Origin of the sequence: Streptococcus sp. SR4 (genome assembly GCF_000517725.1) — a bacterium.
Taxonomy (GTDB): Bacteria; Bacillota; Bacilli; order Lactobacillales; family Streptococcaceae; genus Streptococcus; species Streptococcus salivarius_F.
Map to the genome: position 1 here is coordinate 51,959 of NZ_AZYW01000068.1, position 20,489 is coordinate 72,447.

Annotated in this window: 21 protein-coding genes; 6 read left to right on the plus strand and 15 right to left on the minus strand. The window is 38.0% G+C overall.

Annotated features, from left to right (window positions below):
- Nucleotides 1-234: 234 nt before the first annotated feature.
- Genes pta through HMPREF1519_RS07970 form a run of 4 tightly spaced genes read right to left on the minus strand, consistent with a single transcriptional unit; the run spans nucleotide 235 to nucleotide 3,609 of the window.
- A complete protein-coding gene (gene pta / locus HMPREF1519_RS07955) occupies nucleotides 235-1,218 on the minus strand; it encodes a phosphate acetyltransferase (RefSeq protein WP_037611825.1) in 984 nt (327 codons plus the stop codon).
- 15 nt (nucleotides 1,219-1,233) lie between these two features.
- Nucleotides 1,234-2,130: an RluA family pseudouridine synthase gene (locus HMPREF1519_RS07960; protein WP_037611826.1), complete on the minus strand. Its 897-nt coding sequence runs from the start codon at nucleotides 2,128-2,130 to the stop codon at nucleotides 1,234-1,236.
- The gene (locus HMPREF1519_RS07965; RefSeq protein ID WP_002884507.1) at nucleotides 2,127-2,963 is read right to left on the minus strand and encodes an NAD kinase; all 837 of its coding nucleotides are present in this window, start codon (nucleotides 2,961-2,963) and stop codon (nucleotides 2,127-2,129) included. Before HMPREF1519_RS07965 ends, HMPREF1519_RS07960 begins: the two co-directional genes overlap by 4 nt.
- Complete coding sequence (locus HMPREF1519_RS07970) at nucleotides 2,935-3,609, minus strand: GTP pyrophosphokinase (protein ID WP_037611828.1); 675 nt, start codon at nucleotides 3,607-3,609, stop codon at nucleotides 2,935-2,937. The genes HMPREF1519_RS07965 and HMPREF1519_RS07970 overlap by 29 nt, the downstream gene beginning before the upstream one ends.
- A gap of 95 nt (nucleotides 3,610-3,704) precedes the next feature.
- Between HMPREF1519_RS07970 and HMPREF1519_RS07975 the strand changes: the two genes are divergently transcribed.
- The 6 genes from HMPREF1519_RS07975 to HMPREF1519_RS08000 all read left to right on the plus strand — a co-directional run bounded on the left by HMPREF1519_RS07975 (nucleotide 3,705) and on the right by HMPREF1519_RS08000 (nucleotide 8,480).
- The gene (locus tag HMPREF1519_RS07975; protein ID WP_022496737.1) at nucleotides 3,705-4,280 is read left to right on the plus strand and encodes a CYTH domain-containing protein; all 576 of its coding nucleotides are present in this window, start codon (nucleotides 3,705-3,707) and stop codon (nucleotides 4,278-4,280) included.
- 274 nt (nucleotides 4,281-4,554) lie between these two features.
- Nucleotides 4,555-5,526 carry a ribose-phosphate diphosphokinase gene (locus HMPREF1519_RS07980; RefSeq protein WP_037611830.1) on the plus strand — a complete coding sequence of 324 codons (972 nt, stop codon included), beginning with the start codon at nucleotides 4,555-4,557 and terminating at the stop codon, nucleotides 5,524-5,526.
- Between the two features lie 3 nt (nucleotides 5,527-5,529).
- A complete protein-coding gene (locus HMPREF1519_RS07985; RefSeq protein ID WP_037611832.1) occupies nucleotides 5,530-6,642 on the plus strand; it encodes a cysteine desulfurase family protein in 1,113 nt (370 codons plus the stop codon).
- Between the two features lies 1 nt (nucleotide 6,643).
- Nucleotides 6,644-6,991 (plus strand): DUF1831 domain-containing protein, encoded by a 348-nt coding sequence (locus HMPREF1519_RS07990; protein ID WP_002884733.1) that lies wholly within the window; start codon nucleotides 6,644-6,646, stop codon nucleotides 6,989-6,991.
- A 141-nt stretch (nucleotides 6,992-7,132) separates the two neighbouring features.
- The gene (locus HMPREF1519_RS07995; protein ID WP_037611833.1) at nucleotides 7,133-7,792 is read left to right on the plus strand and encodes a redox-sensing transcriptional repressor Rex; all 660 of its coding nucleotides are present in this window, start codon (nucleotides 7,133-7,135) and stop codon (nucleotides 7,790-7,792) included.
- Nucleotides 7,785-8,480: a gamma-glutamyl-gamma-aminobutyrate hydrolase family protein gene (locus HMPREF1519_RS08000; protein WP_022496740.1), complete on the plus strand. Its 696-nt coding sequence runs from the start codon at nucleotides 7,785-7,787 to the stop codon at nucleotides 8,478-8,480. The genes HMPREF1519_RS07995 and HMPREF1519_RS08000 overlap by 8 nt, the downstream gene beginning before the upstream one ends.
- Before the next feature lie 56 nt (nucleotides 8,481-8,536).
- On the opposite strand, the gene radC is transcribed toward HMPREF1519_RS08000, so the two are convergent.
- The 11 genes from radC to HMPREF1519_RS08055 all read right to left on the minus strand — a co-directional run bounded on the left by radC (nucleotide 8,537) and on the right by HMPREF1519_RS08055 (nucleotide 20,486).
- Entirely contained in the window at nucleotides 8,537-9,223 is a 687-nt protein-coding gene (gene radC / locus HMPREF1519_RS08005; RefSeq protein WP_037611835.1) for a RadC family protein, read from the minus strand.
- Between the two features lie 49 nt (nucleotides 9,224-9,272).
- Complete coding sequence (locus HMPREF1519_RS08010; RefSeq protein WP_037611837.1) at nucleotides 9,273-11,057, minus strand: rhamnan synthesis F family protein; 1,785 nt, start codon at nucleotides 11,055-11,057, stop codon at nucleotides 9,273-9,275.
- A complete protein-coding gene (locus tag HMPREF1519_RS08015; protein ID WP_037611839.1) occupies nucleotides 11,054-12,088 on the minus strand; it encodes a glycosyltransferase family 2 protein in 1,035 nt (344 codons plus the stop codon). The genes HMPREF1519_RS08010 and HMPREF1519_RS08015 overlap by 4 nt, the downstream gene beginning before the upstream one ends.
- Nucleotides 12,089-12,108: 20 nt before the next feature.
- A complete protein-coding gene (locus tag HMPREF1519_RS08020; protein ID WP_037611840.1) occupies nucleotides 12,109-13,314 on the minus strand; it encodes an ABC transporter ATP-binding protein in 1,206 nt (401 codons plus the stop codon).
- Nucleotides 13,314-14,123 (minus strand): ABC transporter permease, encoded by an 810-nt coding sequence (locus HMPREF1519_RS08025; RefSeq protein WP_037611841.1) that lies wholly within the window; start codon nucleotides 14,121-14,123, stop codon nucleotides 13,314-13,316. The genes HMPREF1519_RS08020 and HMPREF1519_RS08025 overlap by 1 nt, the downstream gene beginning before the upstream one ends.
- Nucleotides 14,107-15,063 carry a glycosyltransferase family 2 protein gene (locus tag HMPREF1519_RS08030; RefSeq protein WP_037611843.1) on the minus strand — a complete coding sequence of 319 codons (957 nt, stop codon included), beginning with the start codon at nucleotides 15,061-15,063 and terminating at the stop codon, nucleotides 14,107-14,109. The genes HMPREF1519_RS08025 and HMPREF1519_RS08030 overlap by 17 nt, the downstream gene beginning before the upstream one ends.
- Entirely contained in the window at nucleotides 15,060-16,208 is a 1,149-nt protein-coding gene (gene cps2T, locus HMPREF1519_RS08035; protein WP_037611845.1) for a beta 1-4 rhamnosyltransferase Cps2T, read from the minus strand. The genes HMPREF1519_RS08030 and cps2T overlap by 4 nt, the downstream gene beginning before the upstream one ends.
- A 126-nt stretch (nucleotides 16,209-16,334) precedes the next feature.
- Nucleotides 16,335-17,870 carry a DUF2142 domain-containing protein gene (locus HMPREF1519_RS08040; protein WP_037611953.1) on the minus strand — a complete coding sequence of 512 codons (1,536 nt, stop codon included), beginning with the start codon at nucleotides 17,868-17,870 and terminating at the stop codon, nucleotides 16,335-16,337.
- Between the two features lie 6 nt (nucleotides 17,871-17,876).
- Complete coding sequence (locus HMPREF1519_RS08045; protein ID WP_037611847.1) at nucleotides 17,877-18,887, minus strand: glycosyltransferase; 1,011 nt, start codon at nucleotides 18,885-18,887, stop codon at nucleotides 17,877-17,879.
- On the minus strand, nucleotides 18,884-20,161 hold the full coding sequence (locus HMPREF1519_RS08050) for a lipopolysaccharide biosynthesis protein (RefSeq protein WP_037611848.1): 1,278 nt from the start codon (nucleotides 20,159-20,161) through the stop codon (nucleotides 18,884-18,886). The genes HMPREF1519_RS08045 and HMPREF1519_RS08050 overlap by 4 nt, the downstream gene beginning before the upstream one ends.
- The gene (locus HMPREF1519_RS08055) at nucleotides 20,154-20,486 is read right to left on the minus strand and encodes a DUF2304 domain-containing protein (protein WP_037611849.1); all 333 of its coding nucleotides are present in this window, start codon (nucleotides 20,484-20,486) and stop codon (nucleotides 20,154-20,156) included. The genes HMPREF1519_RS08050 and HMPREF1519_RS08055 overlap by 8 nt, the downstream gene beginning before the upstream one ends.
- Between the last annotated feature and the right edge of the window lie 3 nt (nucleotides 20,487-20,489).

Sequence of the window (20,489 nt, forward strand, 5' to 3'; positions counted from 1 at the left end):
GATTTCTCCAAAAAATAAAATTTTACTCTTTCATTATAGCATAAATAATCAAGAAAAGGAGTCATTATCAGACTATTTTGCACAATTATTGCACCTGATGAAATACGAAAAATTCAGCAGTCCCTTGTGTTTTCTGGATTTCTAGCTACTTTAATCGATTTATTTTTAATCACCAGTCATGCATAAAACAAAAAGGCCTAACACCTTGGTTAAACCTCTGTTTCTAAGTTAAAATTAGCTATTAAGAGCTTGAGCAGCTGTAATAATCGCCAAATTGTAAATATCTTCAGCACTAGCCCCACGAGAAAGGTCGTTAACAGGTTTATTAAGACCTTGTAAGATTGGTCCGATAGCTTCGAACATTCCCAAACGTTGGGCAATCTTATATCCAATGTTACCTGCTTGCAAGCCAGGGAAGACAAAGACATTAGCATGTCCTGCTACGTCACTATCTGGAGCCTTAATAGCTGCTGTTGCTGGAACAAATGCTGCATCGAACTGCAACTCCCCATCAATAGCCAAGTCAGGACGCATTTCTTTAGCAATATTTGTTGCTTGAACAACCCTGTCAACTTTTGGCGATTTAGCAGAACCTTTTGTTGAGAAGCTAAGCATGGCCACTTTAGGATCAATACCAAAAACTTTAGCTGTTTCGGCAGTATTAATTGCAATTTCTGCCAATTCTTGAGCATTTGGTTCAATGTTGATGGCACAGTCAGAAAACATCAAGCGATGATCGGTATTTTCACGGTTCATAAGGAAGACACCTGATGTACGAGAAATACCAGGTTTTGTTTTGATAATTTGAAGGGCCGGACGTACCGTATCCGCTGTTGAGTGAATAGCACCTGAAACCATCCCATCAGCAAGACCAAGTTTAACTAGCATAACACCGAAATAGTTGACATCATGAAGCAACTTTTCCGCATCTTCCATTGTCGCTTTCCCTTTACGGATTTCAACAAATTTTTCCTTCATTTCCTCGAAATCTTCATAGGTTTCAGGATTAATAATTGTATAGTTAAAGTCTGCAAAACCAAGATTGTTCAAGATTTTGTGAACCTCTGCTGGGTCTCCCAAAATAATAGGATCAACCAATCCTTCAAATTTCAAACGGGCTGCTGCACGAACCACACGGTCGTCGTTACCCTCAGGGAAAACAATCTTAATACCCTTCCCTAAAATATGTTCACGAAGTTCACCAAATAGACTACGCATAAAAAAATTCCTCAATCAATCTTTTTTAGTTTGTAAGTTCATGATAACGGTTTCAAAATCATCTGTCAAGGAAGATGCATGGACCATCTCTTTTTTGGTAAAAGGATCAACAAATGCAAGACGGTGACAATGCAAGGCCTGGCGCTCAATACCATAGTCTAGAGAACCACCATAAAGATCATCTCCCAAAAGGGGAAGGCCTAAGTAGGCAAAGTGGACGCGAATCTGGTGAGTACGCCCAGTATGCAAATTGATATCAACCAGTTTAACCCTACCATAATCACCTACCAAACGATAGCTCGTATGGGCATATTTCCCCGACTTATGGACTCGACGTGTGATAATGGAATCCACATCACGCGCAATCGGGGCAATGATTTCACCCTGCTTCTCAAGTTTGGTGTCGCCTTCAACCAAGGCATAGTAATGTTTCTTGATAGACTTCTGTTGTAACTGTTTATCCATACGAGCATGGGCGTAACCATGCTTGGCAAACAGCATGAGACCAGAGGTATCCTTGTCTAGACGTGTCACGATATGGACACGCTGGTTGGGATAATTATTGCTGACAAAGTGATATTTGACAAAATTAGCCATAGTATTATCATGGTTAACACTTGGAATACTAGCATAGCCATAGGGTTTATTAATCACCAAGAAGTTATCATCCTCATAAACTATATCCAAGTCAAAAGGAATGGGTTTCAAGGTTTCATGTGGTGCCTCATCAGGGATTTCTATGGCAACCACGTCTCCCTCATGAACAGGATAAGTCGCAAACTGCTCCTCACCATTGACCCAGATATGACCACCCTCAAACTTAATCTTGGCCAGAAGTCCTTTTGAAACATCGTGCTCCTTCAAAAAGGTCTTAACTCGACATGAACGTCCTACAGTAAATTCATATCTCATTCTTCCATGTCTCCAATAAAGGAATCACGGACCCGTTCCCAGAAACTTGTGTGACTGGCACTGGCCACAAAGGAAATCTTACGTTGGTCGATTGAAAATTCTACCTTTTTCACATTACGGTTGGTATAGGTTTTATTATCAACGGATAGAGTGTAGCTTCCCATTCGGGTAGGATAAACGGTAATCTTCTCATGCTTAGGTACAATAAGGGGACTTCCTAGGGTACGATAAACACGATTATTAAGACTGGCAATCTCAGTCAGTTGCAAGGCTTCAATGGTGGGATGAAGGACCGCACCACCCAAAGATTTATTGTAGGCCGTTGATCCTGTAGGCGTTGACACCGACAGCCCGTCACCACGGAAGCTCTCAAACAAGACATCATTAAGGCAAACATCTGCTGCCATGGTTTTCTCATTACGCTTTATGGCTGCTTCATTAAGGGCAATCGACGTAAAAGAACGCCCATCAGCAAGAGTCAATTTGACATTCAAAAGAGGGTAAGAGATCTTAGCACCACTATCTTTTCGAAGCGTCTCGATTAATTGATCCACTTCACTGTCCAAATAATCCGTATAAAAGCCTAAGTGACCCGTGTGAATCCCTACAAAACGCACACGAGCAAGCTCTTTTTCATACATATGAAAGGCCGATAGCAACATACCATCACCACCAATTGAGATGACCACATCTGGATTTTTCTTGGTCAAATAAAAATCTGGATCATCTCGAAAGGCATTAAAAAGTTTTGAGGCCACACGCCTACTTTGGGGTTTGCCATTGGCAATAATAGCTACCTTCATCTCATCCGAAGAGGTCTTCATCTGTGTCATCACTATTTCCTACACTATCCTTCAAAGTTCTGTTAATTGGATCAAAGAGCAACTGGGCATCTCTAATATCATCACGTATCTTACGCATTTCTTCATCAAGTTCATAAGCCATGCGGGCCGTAGTTTCCAAGCGAAGTTTAATCTCCTCAGGAAAATTCCCCTGATACTTGTAATTAAGGGAATGTTCAATGGTGGCCCAAAAGTTCATGGCCAAAGTCCTAATCTGAATCTCTGCAAGAATTTCCTTACGACCATCTATGGTATCAACGGGATAAGAGATAATAACATGATAAGAGCGATAACCCGAATTTTTACGGTTTCTGATGTAGTCACGCTCTGAAACAATAGTCATATCACTACGATGACGAAGCAAAGCCAAAACTTCATCCACATCATCGACAAATTGGACCATGACTCGGAGACCAGCGATATCCTGCATATCTTGAGCCAAATTTTCAATCGAAAGGCCACGAAGGGCGATTTTCTCCTCAATGGAAGCTACTGACTTCACACGTCCCGTCACAAACTCAATGGGCGAGTGACGATTTTGCTTACGAAATTGTTTACGAATGCCTCGGAGCTTGATTTTGAGCTCACCTACGGCCTGAATATAGGGGTCTAGAAATTCTTCCCAATCCATGGTCAAGATAGGACTCCTCCTTGTCAAAAGCTTTAGTTTTTTATAAAATAAATACAATCTGTTATATTATACCACATTTGAAAGCACAAGGGAGGACACACATGAACCATTTAGAGATAGAGTACAAGACTCTACTCACCAAAGACGAATACAATCGTTTAGCGATGCTTTTCTCCCATGTGACACCTGTTACGCAAACAAACTACTACATCGACACTCCTCAGAGTGACATGAGAAATAAAAAGTTGTCTTTGCGTATTAGGACACTTCCCACTCATGGTGAGCTGACCTTGAAAATCCCTGAAAAAGTCGGGAACATGGAGTACAACCTTACCATGGATTGTGCGGATGCTAAGGCTTTGACTAAGTCGCTGGACTTTCCTGATTGTCAAATTAAATCCATTCTTTTAGAACGTGGGGTTAAACTAGAGGACCTAACCATCCTCGGACATTTGACCACAACTCGTCGCGAATACCAGACCAACATCGGCCTCATGGCTCTTGATGTCAATGTCTATGCTGACAAGAAAGACTACGAGCTTGAACTAGAAGTTTCGGATGCTGAGAAAGGTAAAGACGACTTTGATGCCTTTCTTAAAGAAAATAATATTGACTTTAAGTATGCCAAGAGTAAGGTTGCACGCTTTGTAGCTACCCTCAAACGAGACAAAGACTAAAATTTAGACAAGGAGTTGGCTCCTTGTTTTTTTTATTTTAAACACATGTAGCTTCAAATACCACAAGTATTTAGAACTTCAGAGGGTAATAGATTTCTCTAAAAACGCATACAAAGGCGTTTTATCTAACAAAGGTTCGGTATTTTTCACTAATATCATACTTTGATGGCTGAAATTTCTACTTCTTTTTGCTAAAATAGAACTATCTGTAGTTTTATTACAATAGCCCTAACTGGGCTTAGCATCTTATTTTTTTAAAGGAGTCACCATCGTCATGGTACATCAAAAAGCAAACCCACAATTGAAATTGTTCTCGCTCAGCTCAAACCCAGAAATTGCTGAAAAAATTGCTGAGGCTACTGGATTGCCACTTGGTAAAGTATCTTCACGTCAATTTTCTGACGGTGAAATCATGATCAACATTGAAGAGTCTGTTCGTGGGGACGATATCTATATCATCCAATCTACTAGCAACCCTGTTAACGACCACCTTTGGGAATTGCTCATCATGATTGATGCCTGCAAACGTGCCAGTGCTAACTCTGTCAACGTTGTTATGCCTTACTTTGGTTATGCACGTCAAGACCGTATCGCTGCGTCACGTGAACCAATCACTGCTAAATTGATAGCCAATATGCTAGTTAAAGCTGGTGTCAATCGTGTCTTGACGCTTGACCTTCACGCTGTCCAAGTTCAAGGATTCTTCGATATCCCAGTAGATAACCTCTTCACAATGCCTTTGTTTGCTGAATACTACAACAAAAAAGGATTTACAGGAAGTGATGTTGTCGTTGTTAGCCCTAAAAACTCAGGTGTTAAACGTGCTCGTAGCTTGGCGGACTACCTTGATGCACCAATCGCTATCATTGACTACGCTCAAGATGATTCAGAACGTGAAGAAGGCTACATCATCGGTGAGGTTGAAGGAAAAACAGCAATCTTGGTTGATGATATCCTTAACACTGGTAAAACGTTTGCTGAAGCTGCTAAAATCCTTGAACGTGGTGGCGTTAAAGACATCTATGCAGTAGCTAGTCACGGTCTCTTTGCAGGAGGTGCTGCTGAAGTCCTCAACGCTGCTCCAATTAAAGAAATCTTGGTGACAGATTCAGTTGCAACTAAAGAAAAAGTTCCTACAAACGTTAAATACATTTCAGCAAGTAAGCTAATCGCTAACGCTACTACTCGTATTTTCGAACGTCAACCACTTAGTCCACTCTTTGCATATACAGCACACGAGGACTAAGCTATGGTTTATTTGGACAATGCAGCAACAACTCCTTTAAATACTGCTGCTATTTCAGCTATGACACATGTCATGACTGAAACCTTTGGAAATCCATCCAGCCTCCATGCTTACGGTCGACAGGCTTCTAAGGAACTTCGTGAAGCCCGTGAAGAAATGGCCAAACACTTTGAAGTCCCTGCTCGTAAGCTTATTTTCACTTCTGGTGGGACTGAAGGAAACAATACAGCTATCAAAGGTTACGCCCTAGCCAATCAATATAAAGGTAAGCACCTGATTACAACTGCTATTGAACACCACTCTGTCCTTCACACCATGGCCTACTTGGAAGAGCGTTTTGGTTTTGAAGTAACCTATATTCAACCAGAAAATCAAGTCATTACTGCCCAACAAATCGCTGATGCCTTACGTGACGATACCATTCTGGTTTCTGTTATGTATGCCAATAATGAGACTGGCCAATTACTTCCTATTAAGGAAATTGGAGACTTGCTTGCCAATCACCAAGCTGCCTTCCACGTCGATGCCGTTCAGGTAGCAGGAAAGCTTCCTATTCACCCAGAGGAACTTGGAGCCGATTTTCTCTCTATTAGTGCCCATAAATTCCACGGACCTAAAGGTGTCGGCTTGCTCTATCATAACGATTTGCATTTTGACAACCTACTCCACGGTGGTGAGCAAGAAGAAAAACGCCGTGCCAGTACTGAAAATCTGGTCGGTATTGCCGGTATGACCGCAGCTTACAAACAAGCTAGCGAGAATTACCAAGACAATTACCAGCATGTTGAAACGATTCGTCAGGCCTTTCTAGATTCCCTTACCATTCCTTATGAAATCAATGGTGGAAGACCTAGCCTACCTCACGTCATCAACATCAGTTTTCCTGGTAAGGAAAATGGGCCTCTCTTAACCTTGTTAGACCTAGCAGGCTTTGCTGTCTCAACGGGTTCTGCTTGTACTGCTGGAACTGTTGACCCTAGCCACGTCATCCAGGCCCTCTATGGCAAGGATTCTGACAAGCTAAAAACAGCCATTCGCATTAGTTTATCAGAGGAAAATACCGCTGAAGAACTCCAGGCCCTAGCAGAAAAACTTAATCAAATCATAGGAGACTAACATGGCATTTGAAAAAAGCATTCATTTGACTGACTGTAAATACCGTTACACCATCAGTCCTAATGTCAAAAAATTCACCCTACGTGATACGACTTTTGTGCAAAATAAAATCGGAAACTACGAGTTGCACCGCCTTCTCGAAAAAGTGCCTAACTCAGGCGAAGGTTTCCCACTCAAAATCACTATTAACAAAGACTTGACTGGTTTCAAATTGTCGATTACAGACAAATCTGGCCTTCGTAACGTTAATATCTTTAAAAATGAAGATCATCACATCTTGCAAGAGAAATTCTATTTCTTGATGCAGAGTTTGGTTGATCGTAACGTTTTCGAGCAAGAAGAAGTCTAAATTTTTTCTTACTACATAGAAATAGCCTATCCATGTGATAGGTTTTTTATATCGCCTCATCTACACTATTTTGTTGCAATCTTCACAAACTTTTCTTAAAATATAAGAGAATCATACTAATTAAAGAAAGGAAAGCGATCAATGACATTTGAGAAAAACATCCCAAACGCCACTGCCAAACGTCTCTCTCTCTACTATCGTATTTTCAAACGATTCCATCGTGAAAATATCGACAAAGCAAGCTCTAAACAAATTGCTGAAGCGATTGGGATTGACCCTGCTACTGTTCGTCGGGACTTCTCCTACTTTGGCGAACTAGGTCGTCGTGGTTTTGGTTATGACGTGAACAAGCTAATGACATTTTTCGCTGAACTCCTTAATGACAATGCGACAACAAAGGTACTCCTCGTAGGTGTTGGTAATGTCGGGCGTGCCCTCCTCCACTACCGTTTTCAAGAGCGTAACCGCATGCAGCTAGTCATGGCTTTTGATACAGACGATAACGAACTGGTTGGAACTCAAACCGAAGACAAGATTCCTATCTATGGGATTTCCCAGATTAAGGACAAGATTGCCCAAGAAGATATCAAAACAGCCATCCTTACAGTGCCATCAGTTAAGGCCCAGGAGGTGGCTGATCTTTTGGTTGAGGCTGGAATTGAAGGCATTCTCTGCTTCTCTCCGGTCAACCTCAATCTTCCACGCCATGTGGTGGTCCAATATGTAGACTTGACTAGCGAACTACAAACCCTACTCTATTTCATGAAAGAAGAAGAAAAATCAAGGAGAAACAATGACTAAACCAATTATCGGAATCACTGCCAATGTAAGGCCTAATCCAGCCCATGAAGACATCAACTGGTCCTATGCCCCATCTGGCTTTGTAGAAGGAGTTCAAAGAGCCGGTGGCCTAGCAATCCTACTACCAGTATCCGATCCTTCGGAAGCCAAGACCTACATCTCCATGATTGACAAACTCATCCTGATCGGTGGACAAAACGTTGACCCTAAATTCTACAACGAAGAGAACCATGCCAGTGAAGATGACTTCTTCCTCGAACGGGATATCTTTGAAATGGCACTCATCGAGGAAGCTACTAAGCAAAAGAAACCCATCTTTTCAATCTGTCGTGGAACCCAACTCATGAACGTCGCACTTGGTGGTAGCCTCCATCAAGATATTGAGAATCACTGGCAGGACAAGCCTTCTGATTACCTCTACCATGAGATGATTGTTGATGAGAACAGCAAGTTGGCAGAAATCTACGGACGCGAAACGTCTATCAACTCCTTCCACCATCAAAGTATCAAACACTTGGCCTCTGACCTTCGTGTCATTGCGCGTGATCCTGAGGACAACACAGTCGAAGCTGTTGAGTCAAATAGTCCAGACCTTCGCTTTCTTGGTGTACAGTGGCACCCAGAGCTTCTCCTAGACAAACGTGAAGAAGACCTCAAACTCTTTGAATACGTCGTTAACGAACTTTAAAAGCAACTGAGACTGCACTCAGTTGCTTTTTCTTGTCTTTATCCCATCGGCTCAATCTAAAGCTCAAAATCCTCCCTCTCCTCACGAAAGGAATAATAGGTTGATTTTCCAACAATCAGATGATCAAGCAGACAAATCCCTAAGTCATCACAGGACCGCTTAATCTTTTGAGTAAAATCAATATCATTACGACTAGGATAGGCTTCCCCCGAAGGATGATTGTGAACCACAATCAAAGACGTTGCCATCAGATGACAGGCATAATGTAAAATCTCACGTGGCTCAGCAATCGAACGACGGACCCCACCAATAAAGACCGTCTTTTGCTGAATAATACGGTTCTGCGTATCCAAATAGATAGCCACCAGATGCTCCTGAGGCTTGTCGCCAATATCCAACATCATACGACGCGCCACCTGCTGGCTAGACATAATCTGCTCAGACCGAGCCAACTCAGCCTTCTCAATCCGCTTAGCCAACTCCACCATAGCCTTGAGCTCAATAGACTTCACACGCCCAATACCAGGAATCTCCTGAAGCTCATTCAAGGACAAACGAGACAAATCCGCCAAACTCGTCATCCCTTTCAAAATACGATTGGCCATAGATAGGACCGACTCAGACCTAGTCCCTGTCCGCAGCACTATCGCCAACAACTCCTGGTCCGACAAAACCTCTGCTCCCTTCTGTAAGAGTCGCTCACGAGGCAAAAGCCCCGACTCCTCAGATACAATACTATACATAAGAAAAAACCTCCTACTTACCTATTCGTAAGTGGGAGGGGGATAATTACTATTTCATAGTATTTTTACTACTCTTGGATGTAAATCTACGTTTTATTCTTCTCAAAATATACTTCACAGCAGTTCCTGGACCTACAATAATATATTTGAGAGCACCTTTTATACCACCGATATTATCAAAATTAATATAGGTATTTGGTAAAGTATCAGGTCGGATATTTAACACAACATTATCTACAAAAGGCGTAATATAGATATCGTTTTTTGCAATCGCATAATCATAACGTCTTGCCCATGCGAGGTAAACTAGAATACGCTCAATTGAATGCAAAATGGTATGTTGAGGAATTGGTTCTGCTGGGATTTCTTCATCTTGCAAATCAAGGTCAAACAACGGTTTCAAAGCATCATATTTAAACCAAATAAATGTTCCATAACTCATGATAAAAGTATTCATCTTATCAAAGTCAATTTCTCGACCAAGATTCATACGCTCCCATAAATCATTCATTCCTTCGGCAAAACGATTCTCATTCCAAGGATCCACAATTTTAGTATAACGGAAGAAAGTTGGAATATCAGCAATTACAAGCCCTAACCTATCATCACGTTCTAGATTTGCAATAATATTATCAGCAGGTTGAATTAACATTGAGAAAAGTTCATTTCGCCATGAATCTCCAACCCAATAAGGGTATTCTGGTGATTTTTTCGTATGGAAATGTCCAATATAATCATAAGCAGAAAGTTCATCTTTCAACTTAAGCATTGGAATAACATCACGTCCACGATTCCCAGTAATAAAGATTCGAGCTACTTTTCCATTCTTATCAAGGATAGACTGAATCTCTTCCTTCTTCTCTTCAGAATCCGTTGTTAAGAAGAGGTCATAAGTAAAGTGAAAATTCTCAAATTGCTTCAAAAAGTCTTCGAGTAAGTCGACATAGTAGGTGTGAAGATGTACAGCAATTTTTTTAGTGTCTGAATATGTCTCTGAGCTTTCCTCAATGACTTTGCGATCAAGTAAATAAGGTGGAGTCGGTAAACTCATATCCGACATGTGTGACAAAATGAATTCTACCGGATAGTCCGTTCTATTCTCAATTTCCTTAAGCAAATAAGGTGCAAGGTGCTGGGTTAAATCAAATGTCTTAACCTTAATAAATGGAACCCCTGCATCAAGCAAAACATGAGGATAATGAATTGTAAAATTACTATGGAAAAACTTATCATTTAGTGGAATCGTATTAAGAATCGATTCATACTTAAATCCAGCATCCATAAACTTCTTGGTATAAAGAGTTTCATAATTATCGATTACCTTTTGAACATCTTCGAAACTCTCAACTGACTTCCAGAACTTTTGGAAAACACTAGATTCAACTAAACGTTTTTTAAATGAAATAAAGTAAGATTGCAAATGTTCATGAATATAAATATCACCAGCCTTGATTCCTTGATGATTAGTCATACCCCAAAAATCTACATTTGGGTTTGATTCATATTTATCATAGATTGGTGCCATATCCCATAGAGGACCAAAACAGGTATCATTCATAACAGTGACAGAATCATACTGTTTCAAGTTATCAAATCCAACAAATTCCATACCATCATGCCAAGCAGCAAAATCGTAACCCTTATTCTCACGTTGGATAAAATCATCAATCAAGTGTTTATCACGAAGCTTTTGTACTTCACTTTCACTAAGACGACTATTTGAAATAAAAACCAATTTATCAAACAAGGGTCTCATATGTTCAAGTTGATAAAATACATGTCGACTAATATGATCATATTTATTGAAATGAACATAAAGCAATAGACGTTTCATTTACTTCTCCTAAAGAAATTAATAATTTTAGTTGGTATTGTCCATCTTCTCGAAGTAACAACACTGTTATATTGGATTTGTAAGTCATCATATAAACTCTGTATACGATTCAACTCACTTTGAAAATCTTGATTTTCTTTCTTCAAGACTTCAATATACTCATTTTGGTCATGAGAAATCTGTGATACCTGATTTAGTTTCAAATTCAAGTCTTCTATCTGACGGTCTTTTTTAAAAACTAAGATATCCAAATCACGATCCTTAACGAGGGCCAAGTGTGAAATTCTTTGAATATCCTGATCTGGATACTTGTTGAGATATTTAATTTGAGAATCTAAGATACCAGTGAACCGCCTTTCAGCAGTCTCCAATGTCATAGGTTTTGAATCAGATCCCAAATTCATACGATATACAGTAGTGGAATCACTCAAAAAAGAAATTTTAGTGCGTTTGAATAATTCAAGTTGCAACTCAAATGTATCGTCTGCAGCTGTATCGCTAATTTGAGCAGATACATCTTGCATAAGAGCGGTATCAACCACCCAGGTTGAAGCCATTGTCATTCCTTTCATGACAAGCATCTCTTCGTAAGAATCAATCAAAGGAAGTGCCTTATTAGCAAAGGCATCTTTTTGGATAAGATTTCCGTCTAGGTCTACCATGTCAAATTCGGTATTTGACCATAGTGAATCCGTTGAAGCATCTAGCAAATCAACTTGCTTTTGAAGTTTTAATGGGTCCGTCCAAAAATCATCACTATCACATCTCGCGATGTATTGACCCTTAGCTTCTTGGCAAACTTTTTTCCATGTTCTAGTAATGCCAAGATTCACTTCATTACGAAAAGTTCTAACTTTTTCAGGAAACTTTTTTTGATACTCTTGAATAATCTCATACGAATGATCTGTTGAAGCATCATCAATGATAATAATCTCAAAATCAAAATTAGTTTTCTGATTGAGAAAGCTATCTATAGCCTCTCGTACCCAATCCCCCTTATTATAATTGGTACAAATAATCGATACTTTCATTCAAACTTCCCTTTTTTCTCTTAAGAAAAACTCCACTTCCCATTTCTTTGAATAATACCAGTTGCAGAATCTTTAGCTGACTCGTCATCTTCATCAATATCATCCCTATTTAGAACAATAACTGGAATCTCATCAGCTGGAAGAAAGGCTAGAACTTGGTTATTCGCATCCCTTACAGTAATTTCGAGTTTTAACTTAATATCGTTTAGCCCTGCCAGTGAACACTGATAGTTTACTTTAACATCACCCTTGCCACTTGTTAAATTATCCATCGTATTATCATTGTAAATCCAAATATTACGATCAATATCTGTAAATGAGATAGCAATATAAGTAGGCACATCTTCTAGCAGAGTATACATCAAATCAAATGAAATTGGTTCATTTGGTGTCGCTCTCTTAGAAGACAATAGTGATAACTTCAGATTTTCCACAACTGAACCACTTCTTTCAATTCCTGATTGTTCTGAAGTGATTACTTGTTCTGTATTGTCAAAACTATATTGATTGGCAACGTCTCTAGGCTCGCCTTTGGCTTTAATGTATCCGTCCTCAATCAAAATAGCCTTGTTACAGTACTTCTTAACAGCTCCCATATCATGGGTTACAAGAATTGTTGTTTTCCCTGATTTCTTACGTTCCATAAAGTAGTCATTACACTTACGTTGGAAGGCTTCATCACCTACTGCAAGAACCTCGTCAAGGATAAGAACATCACCCTGTGCCTTGATAGCCACAGAGAAAGCCAAACGGACCTGCATACCAGACGAGTAGTTCTTGAGTTTTTGGTTCATGAAATCTTCAAGCTCTGCGAACTCAACAATCTCATCATACATGGCATCAACTTCTGCCGTCGTAAAGCCAAGCATGGCTCCGTTCATATAAACATTCTCACGTCCAGTTAATTCAGGGTTGAAACCGACACCAAGTTCAATAAATGAAACCATTTTGCCATTTACGGTAACCGTCCCTTGTTCAGGAACATAAATTTGAGAAATAATCTTCAATAATGTTGATTTCCCTGAACCATTTCGTCCCACGATTCCGAAGAAATCACCTTCCTCAACTTCGAAGTCAATGTCTTTCAAGACATGTTGTTCTTTATAGCCTTTGATTCCTTTAAACCTATTTACTAGGGCAGTTCTAAGACTTTGAGTAGACTCAACCGGTAATTTGAAAAACTTACTTACATGGTCCACTTTAACTGCAATTTTCTTTTCTGTCATTAGAGAATCTCCGCGAATTTTTTAGCTTGATGATGGAAAATGTAGTAACCAATAGCAAAGATAACAAGTGGTAGGAAATACGGAATGATAGCAATAGCCTTATGTCCAATTAAATCCCAACCACGTAAGCTACCTGAGAAGACAATAAAATGTCGCAAGTCCTGAATAATTTGTGCTAAAGGATTCAACATCATCAGTTTTGCAATCTTAACTTGTCCACGTTGCAAAATAAATGTCAATGAATAGATAATGGGTGTCGCATACATACCAGCTTGCATAACTACTTCCCAAATCGGACCAATGTCACGGTACTTAACAAAGAGCGTTGCTAAGACAAAGGCAATACCAGCTGAGAAAAGGAAAAGTTCCGCAAATAATGGAATAACTGTCAACCATCCAACTGAAAAATTAACACCGTTTACCAAGGCAAAAACAAAGACAACAAGTAGGTTGATAATATAGTTAATTGAAGCCCCAACAACAGATGAAATGACGATAATCTCTTTCGAAAAATTCAATTTTCGTAACAAGTCACCCCTTGATACAATTGACATCATACCCATACTCGTCGCTTCTGAAAAGAAACTCCATGTAACCATACCAATTAAGAGGCCAATAGCGTAATGCGGTGTTCCGTCGTCAAAACGCAAGAAGCGAACAAACACTAGGTACATGATTGTAAAGAGCATAAGTGGTTTCAAAATAGACCACAAATGACCGATTAAACTACCTTGATAGCGCAATTTGAAATCGGTTTTAACCATTTCTCGTAACAAAATACGATTTTTCTGACTAAAAAAGTCTAACATCTTTCTCTCCTCTATATGCAAACTTTGTAAGAATCAATGTCGTAAACACAGTTGTGTGAAAAGCTCTATTTTTTCGATAACCGTATTTTCGGATACGTGCTAAACGTTCTCTAAATGGAGCATCCATAATTGTCACAAAGTTTTCAATGATTTCCTTATTCTGTGAACTTAACGGGAGTTCTAACAAATTTCTAGCCTGATCTTGACTAGCTTTGATAAGACTCCAATATTTGGCAAAAAGGATATGGGGTCTAACCCAATTTTTCATCCGCTTTCGCAAAGTTCGGGCGCCAAGGACATTACTGCTATGCTGACGATAAAGCTCGGTTGGCTCATCAATATAGACTAAGTTACCAAAGGCAGAAGCTAGCAAACCCAGATACCAGTCATGCATCAGTAAATCATGCTTTTCCTCACCAGTCCATAGTTCTGCTAAAGCATGGTTTATCATAGCAACGCCACCAGTAACTGTATTTTCAGTCAACTCTTGAATCAGCTCAGTATTCGCATGGTCAGACTGAGTACGAATCATACTCTCATGCAGGACAGATAAATTTTCATCCACTACCTTTAAATCTGTGTAAATGAGTAAAGGTTTATCCTGAGAATACTTTTTGGCTTCTGCCACTTGAAGTGAGATTTTTTCAGGAAGCCAAAAATCATCCTGATCACTGAAACAGTATAGGTCTGCCTCCCCATGCTTAAGTAGGGCATGGAAACTTTTGATTACACCAACGTTTTCAACATGATTCTCATTGATAAAGTGAATACGTGAATCTCGTGCAGCCAGTTGTTTAATAATTTCAACTGTCCCATCAGATGAACCATCGTCACGTATGAGAAGTTTCCACTCTTGATAGGTTTGCTCTTGGATACTCTTCACTTGTTCTGCTAAATACTGCTTACCATTGTAGGTTGACAGTAAGATATTTACTTTCATGATAAAAATAACTCCTCGTACTCACCTACAATTTTTTTCCAAGTAAAGTTCTGTTCCATGTTCTCCTTAGCTAACTTTCCTAGTTCAGAGTAATCTAAAACACCATCTACTTGATCAATCAAATAGGACAGATTGCCCTCATCTTTTTTCCAATAACAAGCTGTATCTTGAGCTACTGACCGGTTAAATGAGACGCCTAATACTAAATTCAAATCAGTTTGTGCCATAGCTTCCAGTAAGCCAGGGTTGGTTCCTCCAACTTCATGACCATGAATATAAGCAAAGGCTTCTTTGCGAATATATTTTAATAGGTCTTGATCATAAACTGTTCCAACAAACTTCACACGTGGATCCGTATCAAACTGTGTTTTAGAACGCAATTCCTCAAAATAAGCATTGCCCTCATGATTACAAATAATAATTAAATCACGTTTTGTTGAGGAACTCATAAACTCACGAATGGCCGTTTCATAGTTATTTTCTGGAACAAAACGACCAAGAATCAAATAATAGTTTTTCTCGTAAGTGTTCCACGTCTTGTAAATATCTCTAACTTTAGCATCCTGATTTGTAAGTCTTGTCGGTGATAAGTCTGTTCCATAAGCAATATAAGTTGTCTTAGACCACGGATAGGCATCTTGAATATAAGTTTCAATGCCTGGATTATCCGAGATAACTAAATCAGCATGTCTTGTCATTACTTTCTCAGAGTACTTTAGATAAGCTTGTACTGGCTTGGGCCACTTAGCTCTTTTCCACTCCAAACCATCTGGATTAATGTAGAATTTACCACCAATTTTATGAATCTTAGTAGCAAAGGGAGCCACAAAAGCACCTATAGTATTTCCTAGAACATAGAAAATCGGTTCTTCTATATTTTCCTCATGGATTATCTTCAAAGCGTAATTAATAGCCATCATATCATAGGCAATAACGCGAGCCGGTCCTAATTTCGGTGCCTTAATCGTGAAACAATCTACACCCTTATATTCGAAATGCTCATAGGCCTTTTGATCAGAAAGGCAGGCAACATGGTATTTAACTTGGGATGAAACTTGGTTGGAGACTAATTGATCTACAAATGTCTCAAAACCACCGTATTTTGCTGGAAGTCCACGACTTCCGATAATGAATACGTGTTGCATAAATCCCCTTTCTAACAAGTCTATAATCTAGTCAATTATACCATTTTACAAAGCTTTTGCCTAATGCAAACAGAAAAGCAGCCACTAAGGACTGCTTAAAAAAACTATTTATAAAATGCTAGAAATTCAGTTCTTCACACCGTAATACTGAAGAATTGTCAATACTACTGACATCAATATAAACAGATTGGCAATAACATAAACAAAGTATTCTCGTCTATCAATTGTCTCATCGAAGTCTATGTTATTTTGAGGATAAAATACTCTTGAACAGTTAACAAACAAACCTAATAGGAGTAAAACACCTGTGAAATAACGACCTTGAACACCTGCAAAACTAATATCAGCAGTTTGGCCCCACATAAGATATGAAGTCATTAAAATACCAAATGAAATTCCAATAGCTACAAGTGCAGTACCAATTTTACTAATTTTTGGTAAAGGTAAAGGTTGAGGAAGCATTAAAATAATAGAACTTACAAAGATAAGATAATACCACGAAATATTACCTAAACCATAGGTTAACCAACCGAAAGTAAATAATGACCCCATCTTATTGGGAATCAAGTCAATCCATTCCCGAAGGAAGGTCTTGAAAAAGACGTTAGCATGTGCAATAGTGAATTTTATCTTGTCCACTGGGTTTGCACCATGAGTTACCTTACTTGCATTAATATCACTCGATTGCTTCAACCATAAGAAACTTAATATGGCGGTAACAAAAATTAATAGAGCTGCATAAAGATAGTTCTTCTTAATTGTCATCTTTTCCTTTGGTATAAACAATAATAAGCCCACTAAAAGAACATATGGTAATTTCATCGTTGCTAAAACTAAGCTCAGTGCTGCAAAAATGATCATATCTCTTAAACTTACTTTTTGTTCTCTATTTATCAGATAACAGAACTGTGCTATCAAATAAAACGTTAATGCGTTAACCATTCCATCAGTACTGAAAGAAGCCGCTAAATAAACACACATTGGTAACAAAGCAATGGTGCCAAAAAGAATTTCAAAACCTTTAGCTTTTTTTATAGCAAGACGAGTAATTAAAGCATAACACACTAAATTACAAAAACGACCTAAAATGACTAACCATAGGAGACTAAGTCCTAGAATCCTTGCTATCCAAATACCAATCACTTGAGGAATGTAAGGGATAAATGATGATGCATTGGTAACAATAAAGAGTGAAGAATGTACCTTTTTAAAAGATACCTTTATCTTATCTAAACCAGTTTGTTTTAAAGGAACTTTAAACTCTTTAGTAACCTTACTAACATCATCTGAGACTTTTAAATCCTTGTCTTTTTTCGGTAGATAAGCATGGAAATCTGCTACATATAAGGCACGAGCAAAATGTGCATTCTCATCTGGAATGTCAAGGTTAGGGGAAGAAACAACAAATAAACTTCCTGAAAGTACAATAGCAATGGCTATTTTGTTATAAAATTTCCCTGGTAATAAAATAATGATAGAAAAGAATATACCTGTTACTAATAATAAACTTTTAGGAAGATTTACAAGACTACCACCTAAATATATATATATTACTCCAATTGTAAGCCAAACCAGGATAACCTGCATCCAGTGCTTACGTAAATTTTTCAAAAAATCAGAAGAAACCTCCTGCATTTTTGAAGCAATTAAATCTGTCCGCATTATCACTCAACTACCTTTCAATTTTTTGATAACTGGCCAAACACTAAAACCACCGTATTTTAAGAATTTCAAAAATACAGGGACAACATATGATAGCGATGAATTAATATTTACTTTTTGAACTCCACGTTTAACATACTTATTTTTATCCCAATGTTTTCCAAAATACTTCTCCATAAAGATAATAATATCTTTAAAATCTTGTTTTGTAGCCTCAGGGTAATTTAACAAACGATAAGTATGTCCGACACATAGGTGCTCAATTGCTAAATATTGCAGCTCATCCTTATAGGTTTCGAATTTATCATTAAATAAATCAAATAAATACTTTAATGAATCATAAATATCAAATATATTCGATTTATTAGAATTCATGATAGAGCCGGCAGTATTCACCGTATACTTATATATTGGTATTTGAATATAGCTCACGCTAGAACATAGAGAAGTTATATATGGCATCAAAGCAATATCTTCGTAAATTTTTCCTATAGGAAAACGAAATTTACTTAAGAATTCTGACCTATAAATTCTAGTCCAAGAAGCATGTTTTGTTAATAGGAAATAACGTAGATTCACTTCTTCAGATTCTAACTTCGAATAAAAAGGATTCACATTTAAGTGCTTAAGTAATTTCCCCTCCGAATCAACTAAATCAAAATCAAAGTAAATAACATCACTACCTTTATTCAAAATAAAGTTTTGAATATAATCTGGACAAATAGAATCATCAGGATCAATAAAAGTGACATATTCACTATCACTTACCAAATCAAGCCCTGCATTTCTAGCAGAAGAAACTCCACCATTTTCTTTATTAAGGAGTTCAATAAATGAAAATCTATTTGAATACTCTTCTATGATTTTTTTAGAATTATCGGTACTTCCATCATTTACACATATTACTCTCAGTGAACATTCTTCAAGTTTATTTTGCTCTACAATACTGTCTAAGCAATTAGAAAGTAAGTTTTCCATATTATATACTGGAATAATTACAGTCAAATCGTAAGTCATTGTCTTCTCTCTTTAATTCTTTCTCTAAAATAAATAATTGAAATACCAAACACATACACAATCATAACTACTAAAAATGCTAATGAAGCACCAAGCATCCCCCACGAATAGATAAATGTCTTAGTAATTAATAAAGTAACAACCAACATTGCAACATAAATAGCAATCAGTAGGTGTTGCTTTCGCATAATGGTAAGGATGTTTTCAAAAATAATCGCGACAGCGTACAAAACTCCAGCTAAAATCAAAATTGTAAATGGTACCTGATAAGATGCTAAATCTAATCCAAAGACTAGTCCTAATACTTGGACTCCTAGTAAATAAGCTAAACAAACTACTAGTAACCCACCACCTATGATATAAAGCAAAAGTTTTTTGATAATCGAATCAAACTTCTCATATTCTTTATCCACATACAAAAAAGCAAGTTGTGTAATCAAAGGACGAACCATTAGAATAATAAGGCTCATGAAAAAGACAGGCATGAAGAGAATATTGAAATCTCTTTGCATTCCTGTTTGTAATACTCCCTCAGATAAACCTCGCTCAATGATTAATTTAGGCTCATTTAAAACATAAAGTAGTATGAAACCGTTCAAGAAAAGTGGGAAGCACTCCTTAAGGATATCCAGAGACTCATGAATCTTCCTTAGGTCAAATACTCCTCTCCAATTAATTGATTCGAAGTGATGAACAAACCTAAACTCATATAATAGAATAAAAAGTCCATTCCAAATGGTCAAAGCTAGCAAGGATGTAATAAGAGATTTTGAAATAAGCAAAGCAAGAAACAAGACCACCGTACTAGTCGAATAACGATAGAACATGGTCTTTCCTGCAATATCCATACGCTCACGTTGTTGAAACAACCCCTGAAAAAGATCAGAGACTGAATCCCAAGCTCGATATAAAATCATCAGAAACGCCATTAAAATAACAGACGAGGTATATCTATTACCCCCTATTATCTTTAAATAAGGTAACAGTGTTACTATCATGGCAAGTATCGTCAGAATGCGGGCTTGAAAGTACGCTCTAAACGAATGCTTCTGCCTTACATCTGTTCCATGATAATTTCGAACTTGAAAAAGACCGATAACTACCCAAAGAGTCCCGATAGACCATACCAAACTAAATTGGTCAGCTAGAGACGCCGAAGTCAATCGAGTAACGATTAAGAGATATAAAACCGATACACCTGAAGCTGCTAAATTTCCCAGCAGATTCCAAAAATATATCGTTTTTGCATCTGGAAGCTGACTTTTTTTACTCATCTTTCCCTCTCAAGGCAATTGTTTGTACTAAGTTTTTGAACTTTGTATCAAGTTTAGACAAGCGAACTGTTAATTGATATTGATTAATCAGTAGAAGGAAAATGATAAAGAGAAAAATAAAGTTTACCGCCGAAACAATTCCTAACGCACTCGCAATAATCTCAGCTAATTTTGGAAAGACGCTAAATATAAGCAATACTACTGAGAAGAAAATCCAAAATAGTGAATCATTAATTTGTACTTGAGATTTTCTAATCCCTCTAAGAATAAAGGTAACTGTCGCTAGAGATACAAAAATTAGAACAATTTGAAACCAAATAGTCATGGA

Bases quoted from the DNA above. Each gene is read 5' to 3' on its own strand.
- HMPREF1519_RS07990 (WP_002884733.1), top strand. From the start codon at position 6,644: ATGGCATTTGAAAAAAGCATTCATTTGACTGACTGTAAATACCGTTAC.
- HMPREF1519_RS08040 (WP_037611953.1), bottom strand. From the start codon at position 17,870: ATGCGGACAGATTTAATTGCTTCAAAAATGCAGGAGGTTTCTTCTGAT.
- HMPREF1519_RS08050 (WP_037611848.1), bottom strand. From the start codon at position 20,161: ATGAGTAAAAAAAGTCAGCTTCCAGATGCAAAAACGATATATTTTTGG.
- pta (WP_037611825.1), bottom strand. From the start codon at position 1,218: ATGCGTAGTCTATTTGGTGAACTTCGTGAACATATTTTAGGGAAGGGT.
- HMPREF1519_RS07965 (WP_002884507.1), bottom strand. From the start codon at position 2,963: ATGACACAGATGAAGACCTCTTCGGATGAGATGAAGGTAGCTATTATT.
- HMPREF1519_RS07960 (WP_037611826.1), bottom strand. From the start codon at position 2,130: ATGAGATATGAATTTACTGTAGGACGTTCATGTCGAGTTAAGACCTTT.
- HMPREF1519_RS08010 (WP_037611837.1), bottom strand. From the start codon at position 11,057: ATGAAACGTCTATTGCTTTATGTTCATTTCAATAAATATGATCATATT.
- HMPREF1519_RS08045 (WP_037611847.1), bottom strand. From the start codon at position 18,887: ATGACTTACGATTTGACTGTAATTATTCCAGTATATAATATGGAAAAC.
- cps2T (WP_037611845.1), bottom strand. From the start codon at position 16,208: ATGCAACACGTATTCATTATCGGAAGTCGTGGACTTCCAGCAAAATAC.
- HMPREF1519_RS08030 (WP_037611843.1), bottom strand. From the start codon at position 15,063: ATGAAAGTAAATATCTTACTGTCAACCTACAATGGTAAGCAGTATTTA.
- HMPREF1519_RS07995 (WP_037611833.1), top strand. From the start codon at position 7,133: ATGACATTTGAGAAAAACATCCCAAACGCCACTGCCAAACGTCTCTCT.
- HMPREF1519_RS07985 (WP_037611832.1), top strand. From the start codon at position 5,530: ATGGTTTATTTGGACAATGCAGCAACAACTCCTTTAAATACTGCTGCT.
- radC (WP_037611835.1), bottom strand. From the start codon at position 9,223: ATGTATAGTATTGTATCTGAGGAGTCGGGGCTTTTGCCTCGTGAGCGA.
- HMPREF1519_RS08000 (WP_022496740.1), top strand. From the start codon at position 7,785: ATGACTAAACCAATTATCGGAATCACTGCCAATGTAAGGCCTAATCCA.
- HMPREF1519_RS07975 (WP_022496737.1), top strand. From the start codon at position 3,705: ATGAACCATTTAGAGATAGAGTACAAGACTCTACTCACCAAAGACGAA.
- HMPREF1519_RS07980 (WP_037611830.1), top strand. From the start codon at position 4,555: ATGGTACATCAAAAAGCAAACCCACAATTGAAATTGTTCTCGCTCAGC.
- HMPREF1519_RS08020 (WP_037611840.1), bottom strand. From the start codon at position 13,314: ATGACAGAAAAGAAAATTGCAGTTAAAGTGGACCATGTAAGTAAGTTT.
- HMPREF1519_RS08025 (WP_037611841.1), bottom strand. From the start codon at position 14,123: ATGTTAGACTTTTTTAGTCAGAAAAATCGTATTTTGTTACGAGAAATG.
- HMPREF1519_RS08055 (WP_037611849.1), bottom strand. From the start codon at position 20,486: ATGACTATTTGGTTTCAAATTGTTCTAATTTTTGTATCTCTAGCGACA.
- HMPREF1519_RS08015 (WP_037611839.1), bottom strand. From the start codon at position 12,088: ATGAAAGTATCGATTATTTGTACCAATTATAATAAGGGGGATTGGGTA.